This window comes from Marinobacter sp. (assembly GCF_039977835.1).
Lineage (GTDB): Bacteria > Pseudomonadota > Gammaproteobacteria > Pseudomonadales > Oleiphilaceae > Marinobacter.
The window spans coordinates 51,141-66,974 of record NZ_JBDWCL010000027.1 but is presented as its reverse complement, the minus strand read 5'-3'; the positions used below and the strand labels follow the sequence as shown (position 1 = coordinate 66,974).

The 15,834-nt window shown below is 57.8% G+C and carries 17 protein-coding genes; 5 read left to right on the top strand and 12 right to left on the bottom strand.

All coding sequences use genetic code 11. The features are described 5' to 3' along the window. Positions 1-23: 23 nt before the first annotated feature. A complete protein-coding gene (gene ribF / locus ABJM11_RS08390) occupies positions 24-995 on the bottom strand; it encodes a bifunctional riboflavin kinase/FAD synthetase (RefSeq protein ID WP_348296920.1) in 972 nt (323 codons plus the stop codon). Positions 996-1,060: 65 nt separating this feature from the next. Beyond that, positions 1,061-2,641, bottom strand: a complete 1,581-nt coding sequence (gene murJ / locus ABJM11_RS08385; protein WP_348296919.1) for a murein biosynthesis integral membrane protein MurJ — start codon at positions 2,639-2,641, stop codon at positions 1,061-1,063. A gap of 285 nt (positions 2,642-2,926) precedes the next feature. Here murJ and rpsT point away from each other — a divergent pair, with 285 nt between their 5' ends. Then, positions 2,927-3,196 (top strand): 30S ribosomal protein S20, encoded by a 270-nt coding sequence (rpsT, locus tag ABJM11_RS08380; RefSeq protein WP_348296918.1) that lies wholly within the window; start codon positions 2,927-2,929, stop codon positions 3,194-3,196. A gap of 209 nt (positions 3,197-3,405) precedes the next feature. On the opposite strand, the gene proB is transcribed toward rpsT, so the two are convergent. The 4 genes from proB to rplU all read right to left on the bottom strand — a co-directional run bounded on the left by proB (position 3,406) and on the right by rplU (position 6,607). Further along, a complete protein-coding gene (gene proB / locus ABJM11_RS08375; protein WP_348296917.1) occupies positions 3,406-4,530 on the bottom strand; it encodes a glutamate 5-kinase in 1,125 nt (374 codons plus the stop codon). 134 nt (positions 4,531-4,664) lie between these two features. Then, positions 4,665-5,861 (bottom strand): Obg family GTPase CgtA, encoded by a 1,197-nt coding sequence (gene cgtA, locus ABJM11_RS08370; protein WP_348296916.1) that lies wholly within the window; start codon positions 5,859-5,861, stop codon positions 4,665-4,667. 137 nt (positions 5,862-5,998) lie between these two features. Continuing rightward, on the bottom strand, positions 5,999-6,259 hold the full coding sequence (gene rpmA / locus ABJM11_RS08365) for a 50S ribosomal protein L27 (protein ID WP_150994607.1): 261 nt from the start codon (positions 6,257-6,259) through the stop codon (positions 5,999-6,001). Positions 6,260-6,295: 36 nt separating this feature from the next. Beyond that, positions 6,296-6,607, bottom strand: coding sequence for a 50S ribosomal protein L21 (gene rplU / locus ABJM11_RS08360; RefSeq protein ID WP_348296915.1), 312 nt, complete (start codon positions 6,605-6,607; stop codon positions 6,296-6,298). A 230-nt stretch (positions 6,608-6,837) separates the two neighbouring features. On the opposite strand from rplU, the gene ispB reads away from it, so the two are divergent. After that, positions 6,838-7,806, top strand: coding sequence for an octaprenyl diphosphate synthase (gene ispB / locus ABJM11_RS08355; protein WP_348296914.1), 969 nt, complete (start codon positions 6,838-6,840; stop codon positions 7,804-7,806). On the opposite strand, the gene ABJM11_RS08350 is transcribed toward ispB, so the two are convergent. Beyond that, complete coding sequence (locus ABJM11_RS08350; RefSeq protein ID WP_348296913.1) at positions 7,803-8,789, bottom strand: glutathione S-transferase family protein; 987 nt, start codon at positions 8,787-8,789, stop codon at positions 7,803-7,805. The two genes, ispB and ABJM11_RS08350, sit on opposite strands and share 4 nt — an antisense overlap. Before the next feature lie 135 nt (positions 8,790-8,924). Between ABJM11_RS08350 and ABJM11_RS08345 the strand changes: the two genes are divergently transcribed. Further along, positions 8,925-9,836: a LysR substrate-binding domain-containing protein gene (locus tag ABJM11_RS08345; RefSeq protein ID WP_348296912.1), complete on the top strand. Its 912-nt coding sequence runs from the start codon at positions 8,925-8,927 to the stop codon at positions 9,834-9,836. Between the two features lie 113 nt (positions 9,837-9,949). Next, the gene (locus tag ABJM11_RS08340; protein ID WP_348296911.1) at positions 9,950-11,479 is read left to right on the top strand and encodes a wax ester/triacylglycerol synthase family O-acyltransferase; all 1,530 of its coding nucleotides are present in this window, start codon (positions 9,950-9,952) and stop codon (positions 11,477-11,479) included. A 48-nt stretch (positions 11,480-11,527) separates the two neighbouring features. Here the strand turns inward: ABJM11_RS08340 and ABJM11_RS08335 are convergent, their stop codons facing one another. After that, positions 11,528-12,193 (bottom strand): DUF2057 family protein, encoded by a 666-nt coding sequence (locus tag ABJM11_RS08335; RefSeq protein ID WP_348296910.1) that lies wholly within the window; start codon positions 12,191-12,193, stop codon positions 11,528-11,530. Between the two features lie 270 nt (positions 12,194-12,463). Here ABJM11_RS08335 and ABJM11_RS08330 point away from each other — a divergent pair, with 270 nt between their 5' ends. Next, a complete protein-coding gene (locus tag ABJM11_RS08330) occupies positions 12,464-12,667 on the top strand; it encodes a DUF6316 family protein (protein ID WP_137437968.1) in 204 nt (67 codons plus the stop codon). Positions 12,668-12,713: 46 nt separating this feature from the next. Here ABJM11_RS08330 and thiL read toward each other — a convergent pair whose 3' ends face one another. Genes thiL through ribBA form a run of 4 tightly spaced genes read right to left on the bottom strand, consistent with a single transcriptional unit; the run spans position 12,714 to position 15,790 of the window. Next, positions 12,714-13,664, bottom strand: a complete 951-nt coding sequence (gene thiL, locus ABJM11_RS08325) for a thiamine-phosphate kinase (RefSeq protein ID WP_348296909.1) — start codon at positions 13,662-13,664, stop codon at positions 12,714-12,716. Positions 13,665-13,667: 3 nt separating this feature from the next. Further along, complete coding sequence (gene nusB, locus ABJM11_RS08320; protein WP_348296943.1) at positions 13,668-14,144, bottom strand: transcription antitermination factor NusB; 477 nt, start codon at positions 14,142-14,144, stop codon at positions 13,668-13,670. Further along, positions 14,144-14,620, bottom strand: coding sequence for a 6,7-dimethyl-8-ribityllumazine synthase (gene ribE, locus ABJM11_RS08315; protein WP_027830993.1), 477 nt, complete (start codon positions 14,618-14,620; stop codon positions 14,144-14,146). The genes nusB and ribE overlap by 1 nt, the downstream gene beginning before the upstream one ends. A gap of 54 nt (positions 14,621-14,674) precedes the next feature. Beyond that, positions 14,675-15,790, bottom strand: a complete 1,116-nt coding sequence (ribBA, locus tag ABJM11_RS08310) for a bifunctional 3,4-dihydroxy-2-butanone-4-phosphate synthase/GTP cyclohydrolase II (protein ID WP_348296908.1) — start codon at positions 15,788-15,790, stop codon at positions 14,675-14,677. Between the last annotated feature and the right edge of the window lie 44 nt (positions 15,791-15,834).

Below are 15,834 nucleotides of genomic sequence, written 5' to 3'. Positions count from 1 at the left end.
TAGCTCAGGTTGTTAAATGTCGGTCAGTGTCCGGTGGCTGAGGAGCCATGGTCTGCAATCCACGCCCGGGCGTCATGGAAATCACGGGCAATCTGCTGCTTAAGGTCATCCACCGAGTCGAATTTCACTTCGTCCCGCAGGGCATGGCGGAAAACCACATCCAGTCGCTGGCCGTAAAGTGTGCCAGCAAAATCAAACAGGTGCACCTCCAGCGATGGCTGCTTGCCATCTACTGTGGGGCGTAAACCGATATTGGCAACACCATCCAGCAGCCGGCCATCTGCGAGGGCCGCGCTGACCACGTAGACGCCGCTCAAAGCCGGCATATGAGGCAGCAACACATTAGCGGTGGGCGCGCCAATCTGGCGACCAAGCTGGCGGCCATAAACCACCCGCCCCCGGATGCGGTAGGAATGCCCCAGAAGCGCTTCGGCTTCCTCAATCCGGTTCTCGGCCAACACTTTACGAATTCTGGTGCTACTGACCCGCTCACCGCCAACAGTGACGGTGCGGGTGTTTTCAACCGTGAATCCGCGTTGCTCGCCGACTTCCCGCAGCAATGTAAAGTCGCCGGCGCGATCGCAACCGAAACGAAAATCGTCCCCAACCACCAGGTGGCGAACGCCGAGGCCGTCAATCAGAACCTCTTCAATGAATCCCATACCGGAATAACTGCGAAACCGCTCGTTAAAACGCAGGCACAGAACAATATCAATGCCCGATGCCAGCAGAGATTCAAATTTCTGCCGAAAGGCTGTCAGCCGCGGGGGTGCTTCCCGGCCCTGGAAAAACTCGCGCGGCTGGGGCTCGAACACCATGACTACGGATGGCACACCCAGCATGAGGGCTTTCTCATGCACCTGGTCGATAATGGTCTGGTGCCCGAGGTGAACACCATCGAAATTCCCGATGGTCGCAACACACCCGTTGGCCAGCGGCCCGTCGGCCTGCTGCGCAAAGTGTTTCAGGTTGGTCAGGCCCCGGATCAGACGCATGTAAAGCGAACCCTTGTTTGCCAGCGGTGCATGGTTTCACTGGTGAGAAAACGCGCGATTATAACCTACCTGTGGCGGAAATGTCTTACCCGTACCCCGGCCATTGCCAACACAATAAAATACACGGCGACGCCGGAGACTACGAGAATACCCATATCCGTGGCGCGCTGAAGACCTCCCGCCCCCAGCCACCGGTCAACCGGCGGCTGCAGCCACAGAATCGCCACGGCCAGGGCCCCATTGGCAAGCCCGATCTGGATCAGGAATCGCGGCCAGCCCGGCTGCCATTTCCACGCACCTTCCTTTATCAATCCCCGCCACAACAGAGCGGTATTCAGCCAGGCCGACAAAGACGTAGCCAACGCCAGCCCGGCATGCGCCAACGGAAAGATCAGCGCCAGATTGAACACCATATTGGCCACCATCGCTATGATGCCGATCTTCACCGGAGTCTTGGTGTCTTCACGGGCAAAATAGCCCGGCGCCAACACCTTGATGAGCATGAAGGCCAGAAGGCCGGCAGAATAGGCACGCAGACTTTGGGCCGCCATGGCGACATCCCGGTCGGTGACTTCGCCATAGTGAAACAGGGTTGCAATCAACGGTTCTGCCAGAAGGGCCAGTGCCAGCGCTGCTGGCAGGCCGATCAAAAGCACAGCCCGCACGGCCCAGTCCAGCGTTGCCGCAAACTGGTCGGCAGAAGCCGCCGCGTGCTTGCGGGAAAGGCTCGGAAGGATGACGGTAGCGATGGCTATACCGAAAACACCCAGGGGCAACTCCGACAGCCGATCCGAATAATAAAGCCAGGAAACACTGCCGGTCTGCAGGAAAGAGGCCAGCACCGTATCCAGCAGCAGGTTTATCTGGCTGACAGACACACCGAATAGCGCCGGCACCATCAACTTCAGGATCCTGCTTACGCCTTCATGTTTGTAATCCACCCTGGGCCGTGGCATCAGCCCCAACTGCATCAGGAAAGGAAGCTGGAAGAAGAGCTGTAGCGCACCGGCGATAAATACACCCCATGCCAGTGCGATGATGGGGGTTTCCATCAACGGAGACAGGAAGATGGCAGCGCCAATCATCGCAAGGTTCAGCAATACCGGCGTGAACGCGGGGACGGCAAAGCGGTCGTAGCTGTTAAGGATGCCGCCAGCAAAAGCCGTGAGCGAAACCAGTAACAGGTACGGGAATGTAATGCGTAGCATCTCGCTTGCCAGGCCGAACTTGACGCTATCATCCAGGAAGCCCGGTGCGAAGACAGCTGTCAGCACGGGCGCACCCAGCATGGCAATAGCGGTAACACCCAGCAGGACAAGCCCCAGCGAGCCGGCAACAGCGTTCACCAGCCGCCTGACGTCAGTGACCGATTCTTGCCGCCGATAGGAAGAAAGCACCGGCACAAAGGCCTGGGAAAACGCTCCTTCGGCGAACAGGCGACGCAGGAAGTTAGGGATCTTGAAGGCAACGAAGAAGGCGTCGGCACTTGCACCAGCGCCGAAATAACGGGCAATCACCATATCCCGCACCAGGCCGAGGACCCGCGAGAGCATCGTCATTATGCCGACAACGCCGGATGACCTCAGCAATCCCGGCGGCTTGGGCAGTGCCTTCTGTTTTTCTCTCTGTTCAGGTTCGGGCGACATTCGTGGCCTGGACAATGGGTTCGATTGATTCGGGTGTTTTCCGGCGCAAACCGGCTTTGGTTTCGGTATTTACCTAAGGCCGTCAGGTACGCTCCGGCACTGAGCGGCGAGTTTACCACAGGCCTTGTGGATACCGGGATGAAATCCCGGTGAGTCTTGACATTTTGGGACGTTGGCGGCATAGTTCCGCGTCATTTATTTCGACGCGCTGGTTTTGGCGCGCCCGCGATTTTTACGAATCGTTTCACACGAATTTCGGATTTCACAGATCTCAGGAGTTATACGGTGGCAAATTCCCCGCAAGCCAAGAAGCGCGCACGTCAGAACGAGAAGAACCGCAAGCACAATGCCAGCCTGCGTTCCATGGCGCGTACTTATATCAAGAAAGTCCAGACCAACATTGAAGCCGGCAAGCCGGAAGAAGCGGAAGCCGCTTTCCAGAAGGCTCAGCCGATTATGGACAGCATGGTTAACAAGGGCGTGTTCGCCAAGAACAAGATTGCTCGCCAGAAGAGCCGTCTGAGTGCCCGCATCAAGGCCCTGAAGACCGCGTAAAACGTCCTTGCGGAACCTTGAATAAAGAAACCGGCCAATCTGGCCGGTTTTTTTGTGCCTGAATGCTTCCCTGGGCGCACAGTAAAGGCCGGCAACCCCCTCCCCAAACACGCCGTAAACCCATCCCTGGGGGCTCGGCATTGCCATCCCTGGCAATGCACGGTTTGGGGAGGGGGTTGCCGGCCTTTACTTCCGAACTGCAGAGTTAATCAGACAATGACCATGTTATCGCGATGGATCATTTCTTCGTCGGAGATGTAGCCCAGCACCTCTGTTATTCGGCTGCTTGGGCGGCCGGCGATGGCTCTGGCTTCGTCGGCGTCGTAGTTGACGAGGCCGCGGGCGATTTCCTTGCCCGTTTCGTCGACACAGGAGACCATTTCGCCGCGGCGGAACTGACCGGAGACGCTTTTTACTCCAACCGGCAGAAGGCTGCGGCCGCCCCGGCAAAGAACGTTGACGGCACCCTGGTCGAGCGTGAGTTTGCCCCGGGTCTGAAGATGGCTGGCCAGCCACTGTTTGCGGGCGGCGATTCTCCCCTGCTCGGGCAGCAGGAGGGTGCCGATGCTTTCGCCGTCACGCAGACGGGCGATGGCTTTTTCGATCCGGCCACCAACGATGACTGTGAAAGCGCCGGAGCGTGCGGCCAGCCGGGCGGCGCGAACTTTGGTCTGCATGCCCCCGCGGCCCAGGACGCCTGCCCCACCGCCTGCCATAGCATCGAGCCCGGAATCACTAGCACGTCGCTCATCAACTAATTGAGCATCGGAGTTCTTGCGAGGATCCTTATCGAACAAGCCGAGCTGGTCGGTGAGTATGATCAGGCCATCTGCCTCAATCAGGTTTGCAACCAAAGCACCCAGGGTGTCGTTGTCGCCGAAGCGGATTTCGTCAGTGACCACGGTGTCGTTTTCGTTGACGATGGGCACTACACCGAAATCCAACAAGGCCCTCAGAGTGCTGCGGGCGTTGAGGTAGCGCTTGCGGTCGGATAGATCGTCGTGGGTGAGCAGGATTTGGGCGGTATGAATATCATGGCGCTTGAACTGGGCCTCCCACGTTTGCACCAGTCCCATCTGGCCAACGGCGGCGGCTGCCTGCAGCTCGTGCAATTGCTCAGGACGAACGGTCCAGCCCAGGCGGCTCATGCCCTCAGCCACAGAGCCTGAAGACACAATAACTACCTCAACGCCCGCCGTGACCAATTCGGCAATCTGGTCCACCCATAACCCCAGGGCGGCCACATCCAGACCACGGCCATCGTTGGTCAGCAGCGCGCTTCCGATTTTCACGACCAGGCGGCGAGCCTGACGTAGCTGTATTCGTTTGCTCATGCTAACTCGGTCCATAGAGGAGCCGGTGGGCAGGGCGTTGCGGGAACGTCAAAAACAGGGATGTTTTTGTCGAGCGTACATGGATGTATTCACAGCGTGTCCCGCAACGCCCTGCCCACCGGCTCCAAACTCCGTTACTCGGGGGCGTACACCACCTCGACATCGTAATCATCGTCATCGAAGTCGTCGTCATCATCGTCACCCTGACGGGCTTCGCGGCGGATCTGGCGCTCTGCTTCGATTCTGGCACGCGCTTCGTCGTCCATCTGGCGGCGACGCTTAGCTTCACGCTCGGCGAACTCGGGGTTTTCGGCCTCTTCCTGTGCCTGATCTTCAATCCAGCGCATGACAGCCTGCGTGAGCGGCTTGGTGCCCTCGCCGCTGAGCGCGGAAATGCTGAACACAGGACCTTTCCAGTCAAGTTCGTCGATGATCGCCTGGCAGTGGGCCTCGCGGTCTTCTTCAGAAACCATGTCAACCTTGTTCAGCACCAGCCAACGCTCTCTGCTGGCAAGCGTTTCGCTGAACTTTTCCAGTTCGTGCTCTATGGCTCGAACACTTTCCACGGGTGAAGAACCATCGTAAGGCGCCACGTCCACGAGATGCAGCAACAAACGTGTGCGCACCAGGTGCTTGAGGAAACGGATTCCCAGGCCGGCACCTTCCGCCGCGCCTTCAATCAGGCCGGGGATGTCAGCAATAACGAAGCTCTGGTGGGTCTGTACGCTTACAACACCAAGATTGGGCACCAGGGTAGTGAACGGATAGTCCGCCACTTTTGGTCGGGCTGCCGATACTGAACGGATAAACGTGGACTTGCCGGCGTTGGGCATGCCAAGCAGGCCAACATCCGCCAGCACCTTCAGCTCCAGGCGCAGATTACGAAGCTCACCCTCGGAGCCCTTGGTGGTCTGGCGCGGAGCACGATTTACCGAGGACTTGAAACGGGTATTACCCAGACCATGAAAACCGGCCTGGGCCACTTTCAGTCGCTCACCGGCGCGGGTCAGGTCTCCCAGTACTTCGTGAGTGTCCATGTCCACCACCGTGGTGCCCACCGGCACCGGCAAAACCAGATCTTCACCCTTGATACCGGTGCAGTTACGGCCGGAACCCGGCTGGCCATTCTCGGCCTTGTGCTTGCGCTGGAAGCGGTAATCGATCAGCGTATTGAGCGCGCTGTCGGCTTCCAGATACACAGAGCCACCGTCGCCACCGTCACCACCATCGGGGCCGCCCTTGGGCACGTATTTTTCACGGCGAAAACTCAGGCAACCGTGGCCGCCCTTGCCCGCCTCAACAATGATGGTGGCTTCGTCTACGAACTTCATCACTCAACCCTTTGCGCACTGCGCATAAACTAAAAAGCCCCGCAGCCTCATGGAAGCTATGCGGGGCTCCAGGTGACTCTGATATCAAATCATATCAGGGCCGCCCAAGGTTCGACAGAACCCGAGATCGCCGCTGCTTACGCAGCCGGAACGATGCTCACGAACTTGCGGTTCTCAGGACCTTTCACTTCGAACTTGACCTGACCGTTTGCCGTGGCAAACAGGGTGTGGTCCTTGCCGAGGCCAACGTTGTGACCCGGGTGGAAACGGGTACCGCGCTGACGAACAATGATGCTGCCTGCAGATACAGTCTCGCCGCCGAAGCGCTTGACACCAAGTCGTTTCGACTCGGAATCGCGACCGTTACGGGTACTACCTGCTGCCTTTTTATGAGCCATTACCAGCCTCCTTATCTAAGGGGTTACTCGAGGGTCTTAGCCCTGGATACCCGTGATCTTGACTTCAGTAAACCACTGACGGTGGCCCTGACGCTTCATGGAATGCTTCCGGCGACGGAACTTGATGATCTGGATCTTGTCGTGACGACCGTGGTTAACCACTTCCGCTGTCACTTTGGCACCATCAACAACCGGCGCACCAACCTGAACCTTGTCACCATCGGCGATCAGCAGAACGCGGTCAAACTCGACGTTGCCGCCGGTCTCCACTTCCAGCTTTTCCAGCTTCAGAGTTTCGCCTTCTTTTACACGGTGCTGTTTACCACCGCTAACAATAACTGCGTACATTAACGTTCTCCGCGATTGACCCATCCCTGCTCTTATCCGCCTGGTTCTAAGGGAAGCGCTTCGGCAACCCTATAGCAGGGAGCGCAGGTTGGGATGAGTTGGGCGCGTGATTGTACGAAAACCGCCGGCGCTTTACAAGCCAAGTTGACACTGATCACCGCAATACCTAGCATTGCGGCACCCGCCTATTTTTCCAACGAAAACACCAGACAAGGGACCGGACCAGCCGCATGACAGCCCAGCGAATTTACGACACCGTCGCGGACGACTTCAGCCGCGTCAACGATCTGATCATCAAGCGGCTCTCCTCTGACGTTCCACTGGTGGAAAAAATCGCCCAGTACATTATCGAAAGCGGCGGTAAGCGACTGAGACCACTACTGGTTTTACTCTCAAGCCGAGCCCTGGGTTACGATAAAGAGGACCATCTGAAGCTTGCCGCGGTAATAGAGTTCCTGCATACCGCCACGCTCCTCCATGACGATGTGGTAGACACCTCAGACATGCGCCGGGGCCGCAGCACCGCCAACGCCAGGTGGGGCAACGCGCCGAGTGTCCTGGTAGGTGATTTCCTCTACGCCCGTGCCTTCGAGATGATGGTCGAACTGCAGAGCCTCCGCATTATGGAGGTGCTTTCCCACGCCACGGCCGTCATCGCCGAAGGCGAGGTACTCCAACTGATGAACGTAAAGAACCCGGACGTCAGTGAAGAGAAGTATATGGAAGTCATCCACAACAAGACCGCCATGCTGTTTGAAGCGGCCTCCCACACCGGTGCGCTGCTGGCCGGCGCGGATGAAGACCGGGAGCAGGCACTAAGCGCTTACGGAAAACACCTCGGCCTGGCCTTCCAGCTGGTGGATGACGTATTGGACTACCGCGGCGACGCTCAAGCGATGGGCAAGAACGTGGGTGACGATCTGGCCGAGGGGAAAACCACCCTGCCACTCATTTATGCCATGGCGAAAGCCAGTGACGACGAGAAGCAATTGATTCGCCGGGCTATCCGCAAGGGAGGGCTGGATGACCTGCCCCGCATTCTTCAGATCGTCAATCAGTCTGGAGCACTGGAATACACCATGGAAAAAGCCCGGGAGCAGGCCGCCCTGGCGGCCGCATGCCTGGAGGCCATTCCCGAGTCAGGTCATAAAGAAGCCCTGGTAATGCTGACCGAGATTGCGGTTGCGCGGGTAAGTTAACCTAGAGCTTCTCTGCCATGGGGCGCGTCAAAATCCAGCGCCGGCCCTACCGGCACAATCTGCGTCGGATTTACGGTACGCTGACTCACATAGTAATGACGCTTGATCTGCTGGATATCAACGGTATCCGCCACGCCCGGTACCTGATAAAGATCCCGCAGATACCCCGAGAGCGCCGTGAAATCGGAGATCCTCTGGCGGTTACACTTGAAGTGGCCGTAATATACCGCGTCGAAGCGAATCAGTGTGGTGAACAACCGCCAGTCCGCCTCTGTCAGCCGATTTCCCACCAGGTAACGCTGCCCAGAAAGCCGTTCTTCCAGCCAGTCAAGTGAATCGAATAATGCCCCGTAAGCCTCTTCGTACTTATCCTGGGCGGTGGCGAACCCTGCCTTATACACGCCGTTATTCACCGTGTGGTAAACCCGGTCGTTCACTTCGGCAATCTCGCCGTGCAATTCTTCCGGATAGAAATCCAGGTCGCTGCGAACACCTTCCAGCCCGTCAAAAGCCGAATTGAACATCCTGATAATATCTGCAGACTCGTTACTGACAATCGTCTGCTTTTCCTTGTCCCACAACGTCGGAACCGTCACCCGCCCGGAATAATCCGGCGCCGCCTCCAGGTACACCTCATACAGGAAACGTTTACCGTTGACATCATCCCGATGCGCAACCTCATCCGGCCGGAACTCCCAGCCGTTCTCCACCATATCCGGATGCACCACCGACACTGTAATATGCTTTTCCAGCCCCTTCAGGGCCCGAAAAATCAACGTTCGATGCGCCCAGGGGCAGGCCATGGATACATACAGGTGATACCGCCCCGACTCGGCGGGGAAGCCACCCTCGCCATCCGGCCCGGCCGACCCATCCGCCGTCACCCAATTGCGAAACCTTGCAGCCTCACGCTCAAACTTGCCACCGGTTTTCGATGTGTCGTACCACTGATCATGCCATTTGCCGTCAACGAGAAGTCCCATATAGCCTCCAATTAAATAACGTGAGGTGATCCGAGCCCCAAAGCCCGGATCAAAAGAAATTAAAGGAAGAATACCGGCCACCCTGCTACGCTCTCAAACAATCAATTCTGGCCAACACAATCAGATAATTCGAACATGCATACAGCCATCACCATAGACGCCCTCAAAGTCCTTGATGCCATTGACCGCAAGGGCAGCTTCGCCGGCGCGGCCAACGAACTCTTCCGCGTGCCCTCTGCCATCAGCTATACCGTCCAGAAGCTGGAAGAAGACCTCAACGTAGCCATCTTCGACCGTACCGGCCATCGCGCGGCCCTCACCCCGGCTGGTCGCTACCTGCTGGAAGAAGGCCGCACCCTGCTGGAAGCTGCCGAAAACCTGGCCCACACCACCCGCCAGGTCGCCCAGGGCTGGGAAACCCGCCTGCGCATCGGCTTCAACTCTCTGCTTCCGGCCGAGTGTCTGTTCCCTGCCGTTAAAGAGTTCTACGAGCTCGGCGTGCCGGTGGAAGTGCAGTTGGTGGAAGAAGTCTTTGCCGGTTCCTGGGATGCATTGCAAAGTCGACGGGTGGACCTTGTCGTAGGCGCCGACCAGATCAGTAAACCAGCCGGCTCGTTTACCACCACTCCACTGGGGGAAATGCGGTTTGTCTACGCCATCGCGCCGGACCACCCCCTGGCAACGGCAACGCAACCACTGACCGAGGAAGATATCGCCCCCTTCCCCGCCGCCGTGGCTGCAGACACCTCTCGGTCGTTGCCACCGGGCCACGCCGGCATATTCCGGCGCCAGCGAACCATTACCGTCGCCAACATTGACCAGAAAATCGCTGTCCAGCAGGCTGGACTGGCGGTCGGCTGGTTGCCTGAAGCTCGCGTACGCGAGCAACTGGCCAATGGCACGCTGATTGCGCTGGACGTACATGAGCCCCGGCAACCCATTATGCTCCACCTGGCAAGGCACTCGGAGGATCAGGGCAAGGCCTTGATGTGGTTCTGGGAAAAGCTGGGCAAATCCCGCGCCATTGCAGCCTGGCTGGAGGGCTGAATCCAGGCTGCTGACCGAGGGGACAGACACACCAAAGGCAAAATGGCCAACGGAAAACCTCCTCGTTCGTTTATACTGCCCCGACGCAAGAACCTGTGAACGGAGCTCAAACCATGCGGCAGTTGTCGGAGCTGGATGCCTCATTCCTCTATCTGGAGTCAGAAACCGCTCCCATGCATATCGGCGGCATCTATCTTTTTGATGCCCGGGAGCGCGAGAACCCACTGGCCTTCAGTACCTTTGTTGCCTACCTGCGCAGCCGCCTCCATGTGGTGCCACTGTTCCGTCAACGCCTCAAGGAGATCCCCCTGAGGCTTGGGCGCCCTTACTGGATTGATGATCCGGACTTCAGCATTGAACGGCACCTTGCCTACGTTAACCTTGGTGATCATGGCCAGTTGGGAAGCCTGATGGGACTGGCCTCCCGAATACTGGAGGAACCGTTAAAGAGAGATCGCCCGCTCTGGCACATTACCTTCGTCGACGGCTTTCAGCTCGATGAAAATGACCCCGACAGCAAGAGTTTCGCTCTCATTGTAAAACTCCACCATGCCGCCATTGACGCATTCAGCGGTGAAGAAATCATTGGTAAGCTGCTGGAATACACGCCCCACGCCCGGACCATAGAAACCCCTCGAACATGGAACCCAAGACCGGAACCGTCGGAAGAACGGGTAGTGTTCCAGGCCGGCGCCAACCTGCTACGCAAGCCCTTGCAGATGACTTCCCTGGCCGTCAATGCGGCCGAAGCGACAGCCCGGGGACTTATTCAGAAACAGATGCGGAAACTGCCATTGCCCTTTCCATTGTTTTCCGCACCCCACAGCCCGTTTAACCGGCAGATCACTGCGAACCGGCAGATCATCTCAACCAGCCTGGACCTGTCCCGCCTCAAGGCCATCAAGGCAACACTGGGCAATGTGACATTGAACGATGTGGTTCTCGGGCTCTGCGCAGAGACTCTGCGCCGATATCTGGCAAACCACGACGTGGAAACCGATCGTTCCCTCGTAGCCATGACGCCAATCTCGGTTCGCTCCAGCAGCCTGCGCAAAGCCACCGGAAATCAGATGTCTGCCATGCTGCTCGATCTGGCAACCAACGAGCCGAATCCGGCAAAGCGGATTCACCGCATCCACTGGAATGCAGTGGAATCCGAGCCCTACCGGGAAGCCATTGCGGCAGACCGCCTGACAGAATTGTTGCCGTCCACCATGCTAGCACTCTCGGCCCGTCTCTATTCCGAGCTCCAGATCGCCCAGAGGTACCAGCCGGTGTTCAATCTGCCGATCACCAACGTACCCGGGCCGCAGGTTCCCCTATACCTCCAGGGGGCCCGCCTGGTCCGACAGTTCAATTCAGCACCGCTTTTTGACAGCCTGGGACTGGTTATCGTGGCAGTGAGCTACCAGGGCAGCCTCACTGTAAACTTCACCCTGTGTCCGGATGTGGTAGCCGACGGTGACTCACTGACAGGCCTGCTTGAAGACAGCCTGTCCGCAATAGAAAAGGCAGCAACGACCCTCACACCGGAGAGCGAGGAACCAGACTACCAGGTGGATAATCATAAGACCTTGGCGGATGAGGCACTTACCCTGATGGAGGGTGCCTTGAGAAAGGTGTTCAAAAGCTTTCGACATTGACCGCTGGCGGGAAAACCAGGGAGCGGTGTCAAAACCACCCCCGCGGCATTACTCGAACGCCCAGCGTAGGAAGGTGCGCCGCTCTTCCTCAGTGGCTTCACCCCAGAGCGCCTTGAGTTCTGCCAGTGTGCCCCCGCCTTCGGCACCAGAATCGCCACCGCCGGAGCCGACAAGGGTACGGGCAACAGGAGGCTGCCCTGAAGAACGACCATCCCAGGCGCTTGAAGTGGCAACCACCTCCTTCGACGCATTGACGATATCAGCGGAAAAATCATCGGCGAACGCCTCCGCTTCCTGCCTGTTCGCGGGGGGTTGAAAATCGAAACGATAGACTTCACCGGGTTTCACATCAATGGTGGCTTCCTGAGGAGCGGTTTCAACAACATGCACCTTGGATTCGCCGTTGCGAACAACTCCGCTTTTTGCCCAGATGGTTTTGTAGGTGAATACAACATGGTTTTCACCGGGAAGCAGATCAAAATCCAGCGCCAGATCGTCCATCAGGAAATTGGTCTGGCTGCGGCCATTAACCTGCTGCACCTTGATCTCGGCGGGGGCCTTGAGCACGGCAGCCCGGGATTCATCAGCGTCGCCCTCCCAGGTCTTGACGTTGCCCATGGTGGAGCTGCATCCGGCAAGAACGACCCCTGCAGACAAAGCTACGAAGAGGTAGCTCGCTTTCCTGAAAATGACCAAAACGTGATGAATACTCATACTATGTCCTTGTGCTATAGACCGTCGATACCCGGCGGATGATCACTTGAGATTGAAAGGCATTTTGAAGAGTGGCAATGCCAAGAGCAAGACATACCGCCTGTTTACAGTAACCCAATGACGTTTCGATTACGTACACAGGCCCGTGACGGACCGAATATTGTAAAAAAATGTTGAATTCGGCGGAAATTGATTTAGTTTTAAGCAATCGGCCAACAAAACATTCCACTGCCCGCCAACAGAAAAACGATAAAGGGCTCAGGAGAAAGCATGGATACCCAACGTCGGTCCGGAGAAAACGGCCCCGCACCGTTCCGAAGCAGTCGGTTCTTCTGCGTCGGAAGCAAGTGGTATTTCACCACCCGCGAGGGTTTTGACAGTGGGCCCTTCGCCTCCCGCCAACGCGCAGAAACTGGATTGAGACGTTTTCTGCACGTAGTGCGCCTTCTACCGGAAGAACAGCAGATTCACTGAGCGGCGCACTTTCGGGTTCCTGAAAGTTGTTATCGCTGCTCAAAAATCAGGTTCTGAAATGGTCGTAGCCGCCGGCACCGGGGGCTCGAGACTGTCCATCGTCATTTATGACAAGGCCGTCTCCGGGTTTTACTTCACCAATGATGGTCAACCGGCTGCGAATATCTTCCGACAGACTCCCCCACTCCCTCGGGCTGATGGTGATGCACAACTCGTAATCATCTCCGGCGTTCAGTGCCAGGTTGACCGCGTTTTCACCAACAAGGCGTTTCAATGCCGCGGATAGCGGAAGCTTAGCCACATCGATGCACGCCGCCACCCCGGATGCCTCCAGAAGATGTCCCAGATCGGCTATCAGGCCATCAGAAATATCCACGGCGGCCGACACGCTTCCACGTAGTGCAGCACCGAGGCGCAATCGTGGTTCGGGGTAATGATATCTGGCCAGCACAGCCTGTTCATCCGCCTGCGGGTTGTTGCTCTCCAGATAATTCAGCGCGGCTCCAGCCTCCCCAAGGGTACCCGAGACACAGACATAGTCTCCCACCTGGGCGCCAGAACGCCGAATGGCCTGCCCCCGTGGCACCGTACCATGGACCTGAAGGCTAAGCATCAACGGCCCACGGGTAGTGTCACCACCGGCGAGCGAGAGCCCGAAGCAACTCGCCGCACTTGCCAGCCCACTGGCGTAGGCATGCAGCCAATCGGGATCGGCATCAGGAAGTGTCAATGCAAGGGTAAAGCAGACTGGATCCGCCCCCATGGCGGCCAGGTCACTGGCCGCAACAGCGAGGCTTCGCCAGCCAAGCTTTTCAGGGTCGTAGTGGTGGGGGAAATGAACGCCTTCAACCAGCGCATCAACGGAGAAAACCAGATCCCTCCCCGGTTCGATCCGCTGTATTGCACAGTCGTCCCCGGGGCCGAGCAGAACCGCAGAGGTGTTTCCCGCCTCTGCGATAGGAAAGAAATAGCGTCGGATCAGCTCGAACTCACCCATCACTCAGCGCGGTCGGGTCTCGGCCAGGCGCAGACGATGGCTGAGCTTGTCAAGCAGGCTGTTAACGAACTTGTGGCCTTCGGTGCCGCCAAACTTTTTGGCCATCTCGATCCCTTCGTTGATAACCACCTTGTAAGGAACATCCAGCCGGTATTTGAGTTCATAGGTGCCCAGCCGGACGATGGCCAGCTCAATGGCATCCACTTCGTGAATCGGCCGGTCCAGGAATGGCTCCAGCAAGCGATCCAGCTCGGCCTGCTCCCGGTGGACACCCCTGAGGAGATCGCGGAAGTACGCCGTATCGACCTTCGACATATCATTGTCGACGATAAACTCAGACTCGATGTCGGTAATCGAGCTCTTGCTGAAATGGCGCTGATATAGCCCCTGCATGGCGAGGGCCCGCGCCCGTCGCCTGTCGCCAGCCTTGGGCTGGCCAGCCGGGGCCGGTTGCGCAGTACTGTCTTCCGGTGCGCTCATCATTCACCCAGCTTCTTGAAAAGGCTAACCATTTCCAGCGCCGTAATGGCCGCCTCGGCGCCTTTGTTGCCAGCTTTGGTACCGGCACGCTCAATGGCCTGCTCAATGGAGTCAACTGTCAGCACGCCAAACGTAACCGGTACGTCAGTTTCCAGGCTGACCGCCCCCAAGCCACTGGACGCCTCACCGGCGACGTATTCGAAATGGGGAGTTCCGCCGCGGATAACTGCACCGAGCGCGATGATGGCATCGTGGTTGCCAGTCTCGGCCACGCGCTTGACCGCCAGCGGCATTTCATAGGCACCGGGCACCCGCACGATGGTGATGTCTGCATCAGCAATACCGTGACGCCGCAAGGTATCCACCGCGCCCTCCACCAGGCTTTCCACTACAAATCCGTTGAAACGACCAACAACCAGCGCGTATTTGCCGCTGCAGTGGGTAAAATCACCTTCAATAACTTTGATATCCGCCATGCATGGCTCCTTCAGTGGCAACTCCGCCCTTCTGGCGTAGCGCTGCCGGGTTCATCATTCGGGGGTATAGGGCACGTATTCCACGACTTCCAGCTCAAAACCGGAAATCGCCGAAAATTTGATGGGCGGGCTCAACAGCCGCATTTTTCCCACACCAAGATCCCGCAGGATCTGTGAGCCGGTGCCGACGGTAAAATAGACACCAGAGCTGCCCTTACCCGCAGATTTTTTGTCCTGTTCGAAAAATTCATGAATCCGGTCTTCAAGATTGTAGCTGTCTTCCGCACTGTTGAGCAGAACCACCACGCCCCGACCTACGCTGGCAATCTTTTCCAGGGCATGATGGAGCGGCCAGCTGCGGGAGTCCGCACGGCGGGCACCAAGCAGGTCCCGCAAAGTATCGGTAATATGCACACGCACCAGGACCGGATCGTCGGCGGATATGTCACCCATCACCATGGCCAGATGCGTGGAACCCTGGATATTGTCACGATAGGTTCGCAGGTTGAACACTCCGTATTCGGTGTCCAGGTCGTACTGTTCCACACACTCAATGGTGCGCTCATTCAAGGTACGGTAGTGGATCAGATCGGCAATGGTGCCAATTTTCAGGTCGTGAGCCTCAGCAAATTTCTCGAGGTCCTCACGGCGGGCCATGGAGCCATCGTCGTTCATGATTTCGCAGATTACGCCGGCCGGTTCGCATCCTGCCAGAGCCGCCAGGTCGCAGGAAGCTTCCGTATGGCCAGCGCGGCTGAGAACGCCTCCCGGGTCCGACATCAGCGGGAAGATATGCCCCGGCTGAACCAGATCCGATGCCTTGGCATTTCGGGCGACGGCCGCCTGCACCGTGCGGGCGCGGTCAGCGGCTGATATGCCAGTGGTCACACCCTCGGTTGCCTCGATTGAGAGGGTGAACTTGGTACCAAAACCAGATGCATTCTGCTGTACCATCAACGGCAGGCCAAGTTGTTCGCACCGTTGCCGGGTCATGGGCATACAGATCAGGCCACGCCCAAACCGGGCCATGAAGTTGATCGCCTCAGGCGTGCAATGTTCGGCAGCCATCACCAGATCGCCTTCGTTTTCCCGGTCTTCATCATCCATCAGGATGACCATCTTGCCCTGACGAATGTCTGCGATAATCTCTTCTATGCTGTTCAGTGCCATACCGTTTTTTGCACCCTTTTGGTCTGACCGCGCTGTTACCCGCT

What these genes read in the sequence shown, in the direction of transcription:
- ispB (WP_348296914.1), top strand. Translation starts at nt 6,838, where the DNA reads ATGACAGCCCAGCGAATTTACGACACCGTCGCGGACGACTTCAGCCGC.
- ABJM11_RS08350 (WP_348296913.1), bottom strand. Translation starts at nt 8,789, where the DNA reads ATGGGACTTCTCGTTGACGGCAAATGGCATGATCAGTGGTACGACACA.
- ABJM11_RS08335 (WP_348296910.1), bottom strand. Translation starts at nt 12,193, where the DNA reads ATGAGTATTCATCACGTTTTGGTCATTTTCAGGAAAGCGAGCTACCTC.
- nusB (WP_348296943.1), bottom strand. Translation starts at nt 14,144, where the DNA reads ATGAGCGCACCGGAAGACAGTACTGCGCAACCGGCCCCGGCTGGCCAG.
- ABJM11_RS08330 (WP_137437968.1), top strand. Translation starts at nt 12,464, where the DNA reads ATGGATACCCAACGTCGGTCCGGAGAAAACGGCCCCGCACCGTTCCGA.
- proB (WP_348296917.1), bottom strand. Translation starts at nt 4,530, where the DNA reads ATGAGCAAACGAATACAGCTACGTCAGGCTCGCCGCCTGGTCGTGAAA.
- ribE (WP_027830993.1), bottom strand. Translation starts at nt 14,620, where the DNA reads ATGGCGGATATCAAAGTTATTGAAGGTGATTTTACCCACTGCAGCGGC.
- thiL (WP_348296909.1), bottom strand. Translation starts at nt 13,664, where the DNA reads ATGGGTGAGTTCGAGCTGATCCGACGCTATTTCTTTCCTATCGCAGAG.
- rpmA (WP_150994607.1), bottom strand. Translation starts at nt 6,259, where the DNA reads ATGGCTCATAAAAAGGCAGCAGGTAGTACCCGTAACGGTCGCGATTCC.
- cgtA (WP_348296916.1), bottom strand. Translation starts at nt 5,861, where the DNA reads ATGAAGTTCGTAGACGAAGCCACCATCATTGTTGAGGCGGGCAAGGGC.
- murJ (WP_348296919.1), bottom strand. Translation starts at nt 2,641, where the DNA reads ATGTCGCCCGAACCTGAACAGAGAGAAAAACAGAAGGCACTGCCCAAG.
- ABJM11_RS08345 (WP_348296912.1), top strand. Translation starts at nt 8,925, where the DNA reads ATGCATACAGCCATCACCATAGACGCCCTCAAAGTCCTTGATGCCATT.
- ribBA (WP_348296908.1), bottom strand. Translation starts at nt 15,790, where the DNA reads ATGGCACTGAACAGCATAGAAGAGATTATCGCAGACATTCGTCAGGGC.
- rplU (WP_348296915.1), bottom strand. Translation starts at nt 6,607, where the DNA reads ATGTACGCAGTTATTGTTAGCGGTGGTAAACAGCACCGTGTAAAAGAA.
- ABJM11_RS08340 (WP_348296911.1), top strand. Translation starts at nt 9,950, where the DNA reads ATGCGGCAGTTGTCGGAGCTGGATGCCTCATTCCTCTATCTGGAGTCA.
- ribF (WP_348296920.1), bottom strand. Translation starts at nt 995, where the DNA reads ATGCGTCTGATCCGGGGCCTGACCAACCTGAAACACTTTGCGCAGCAG.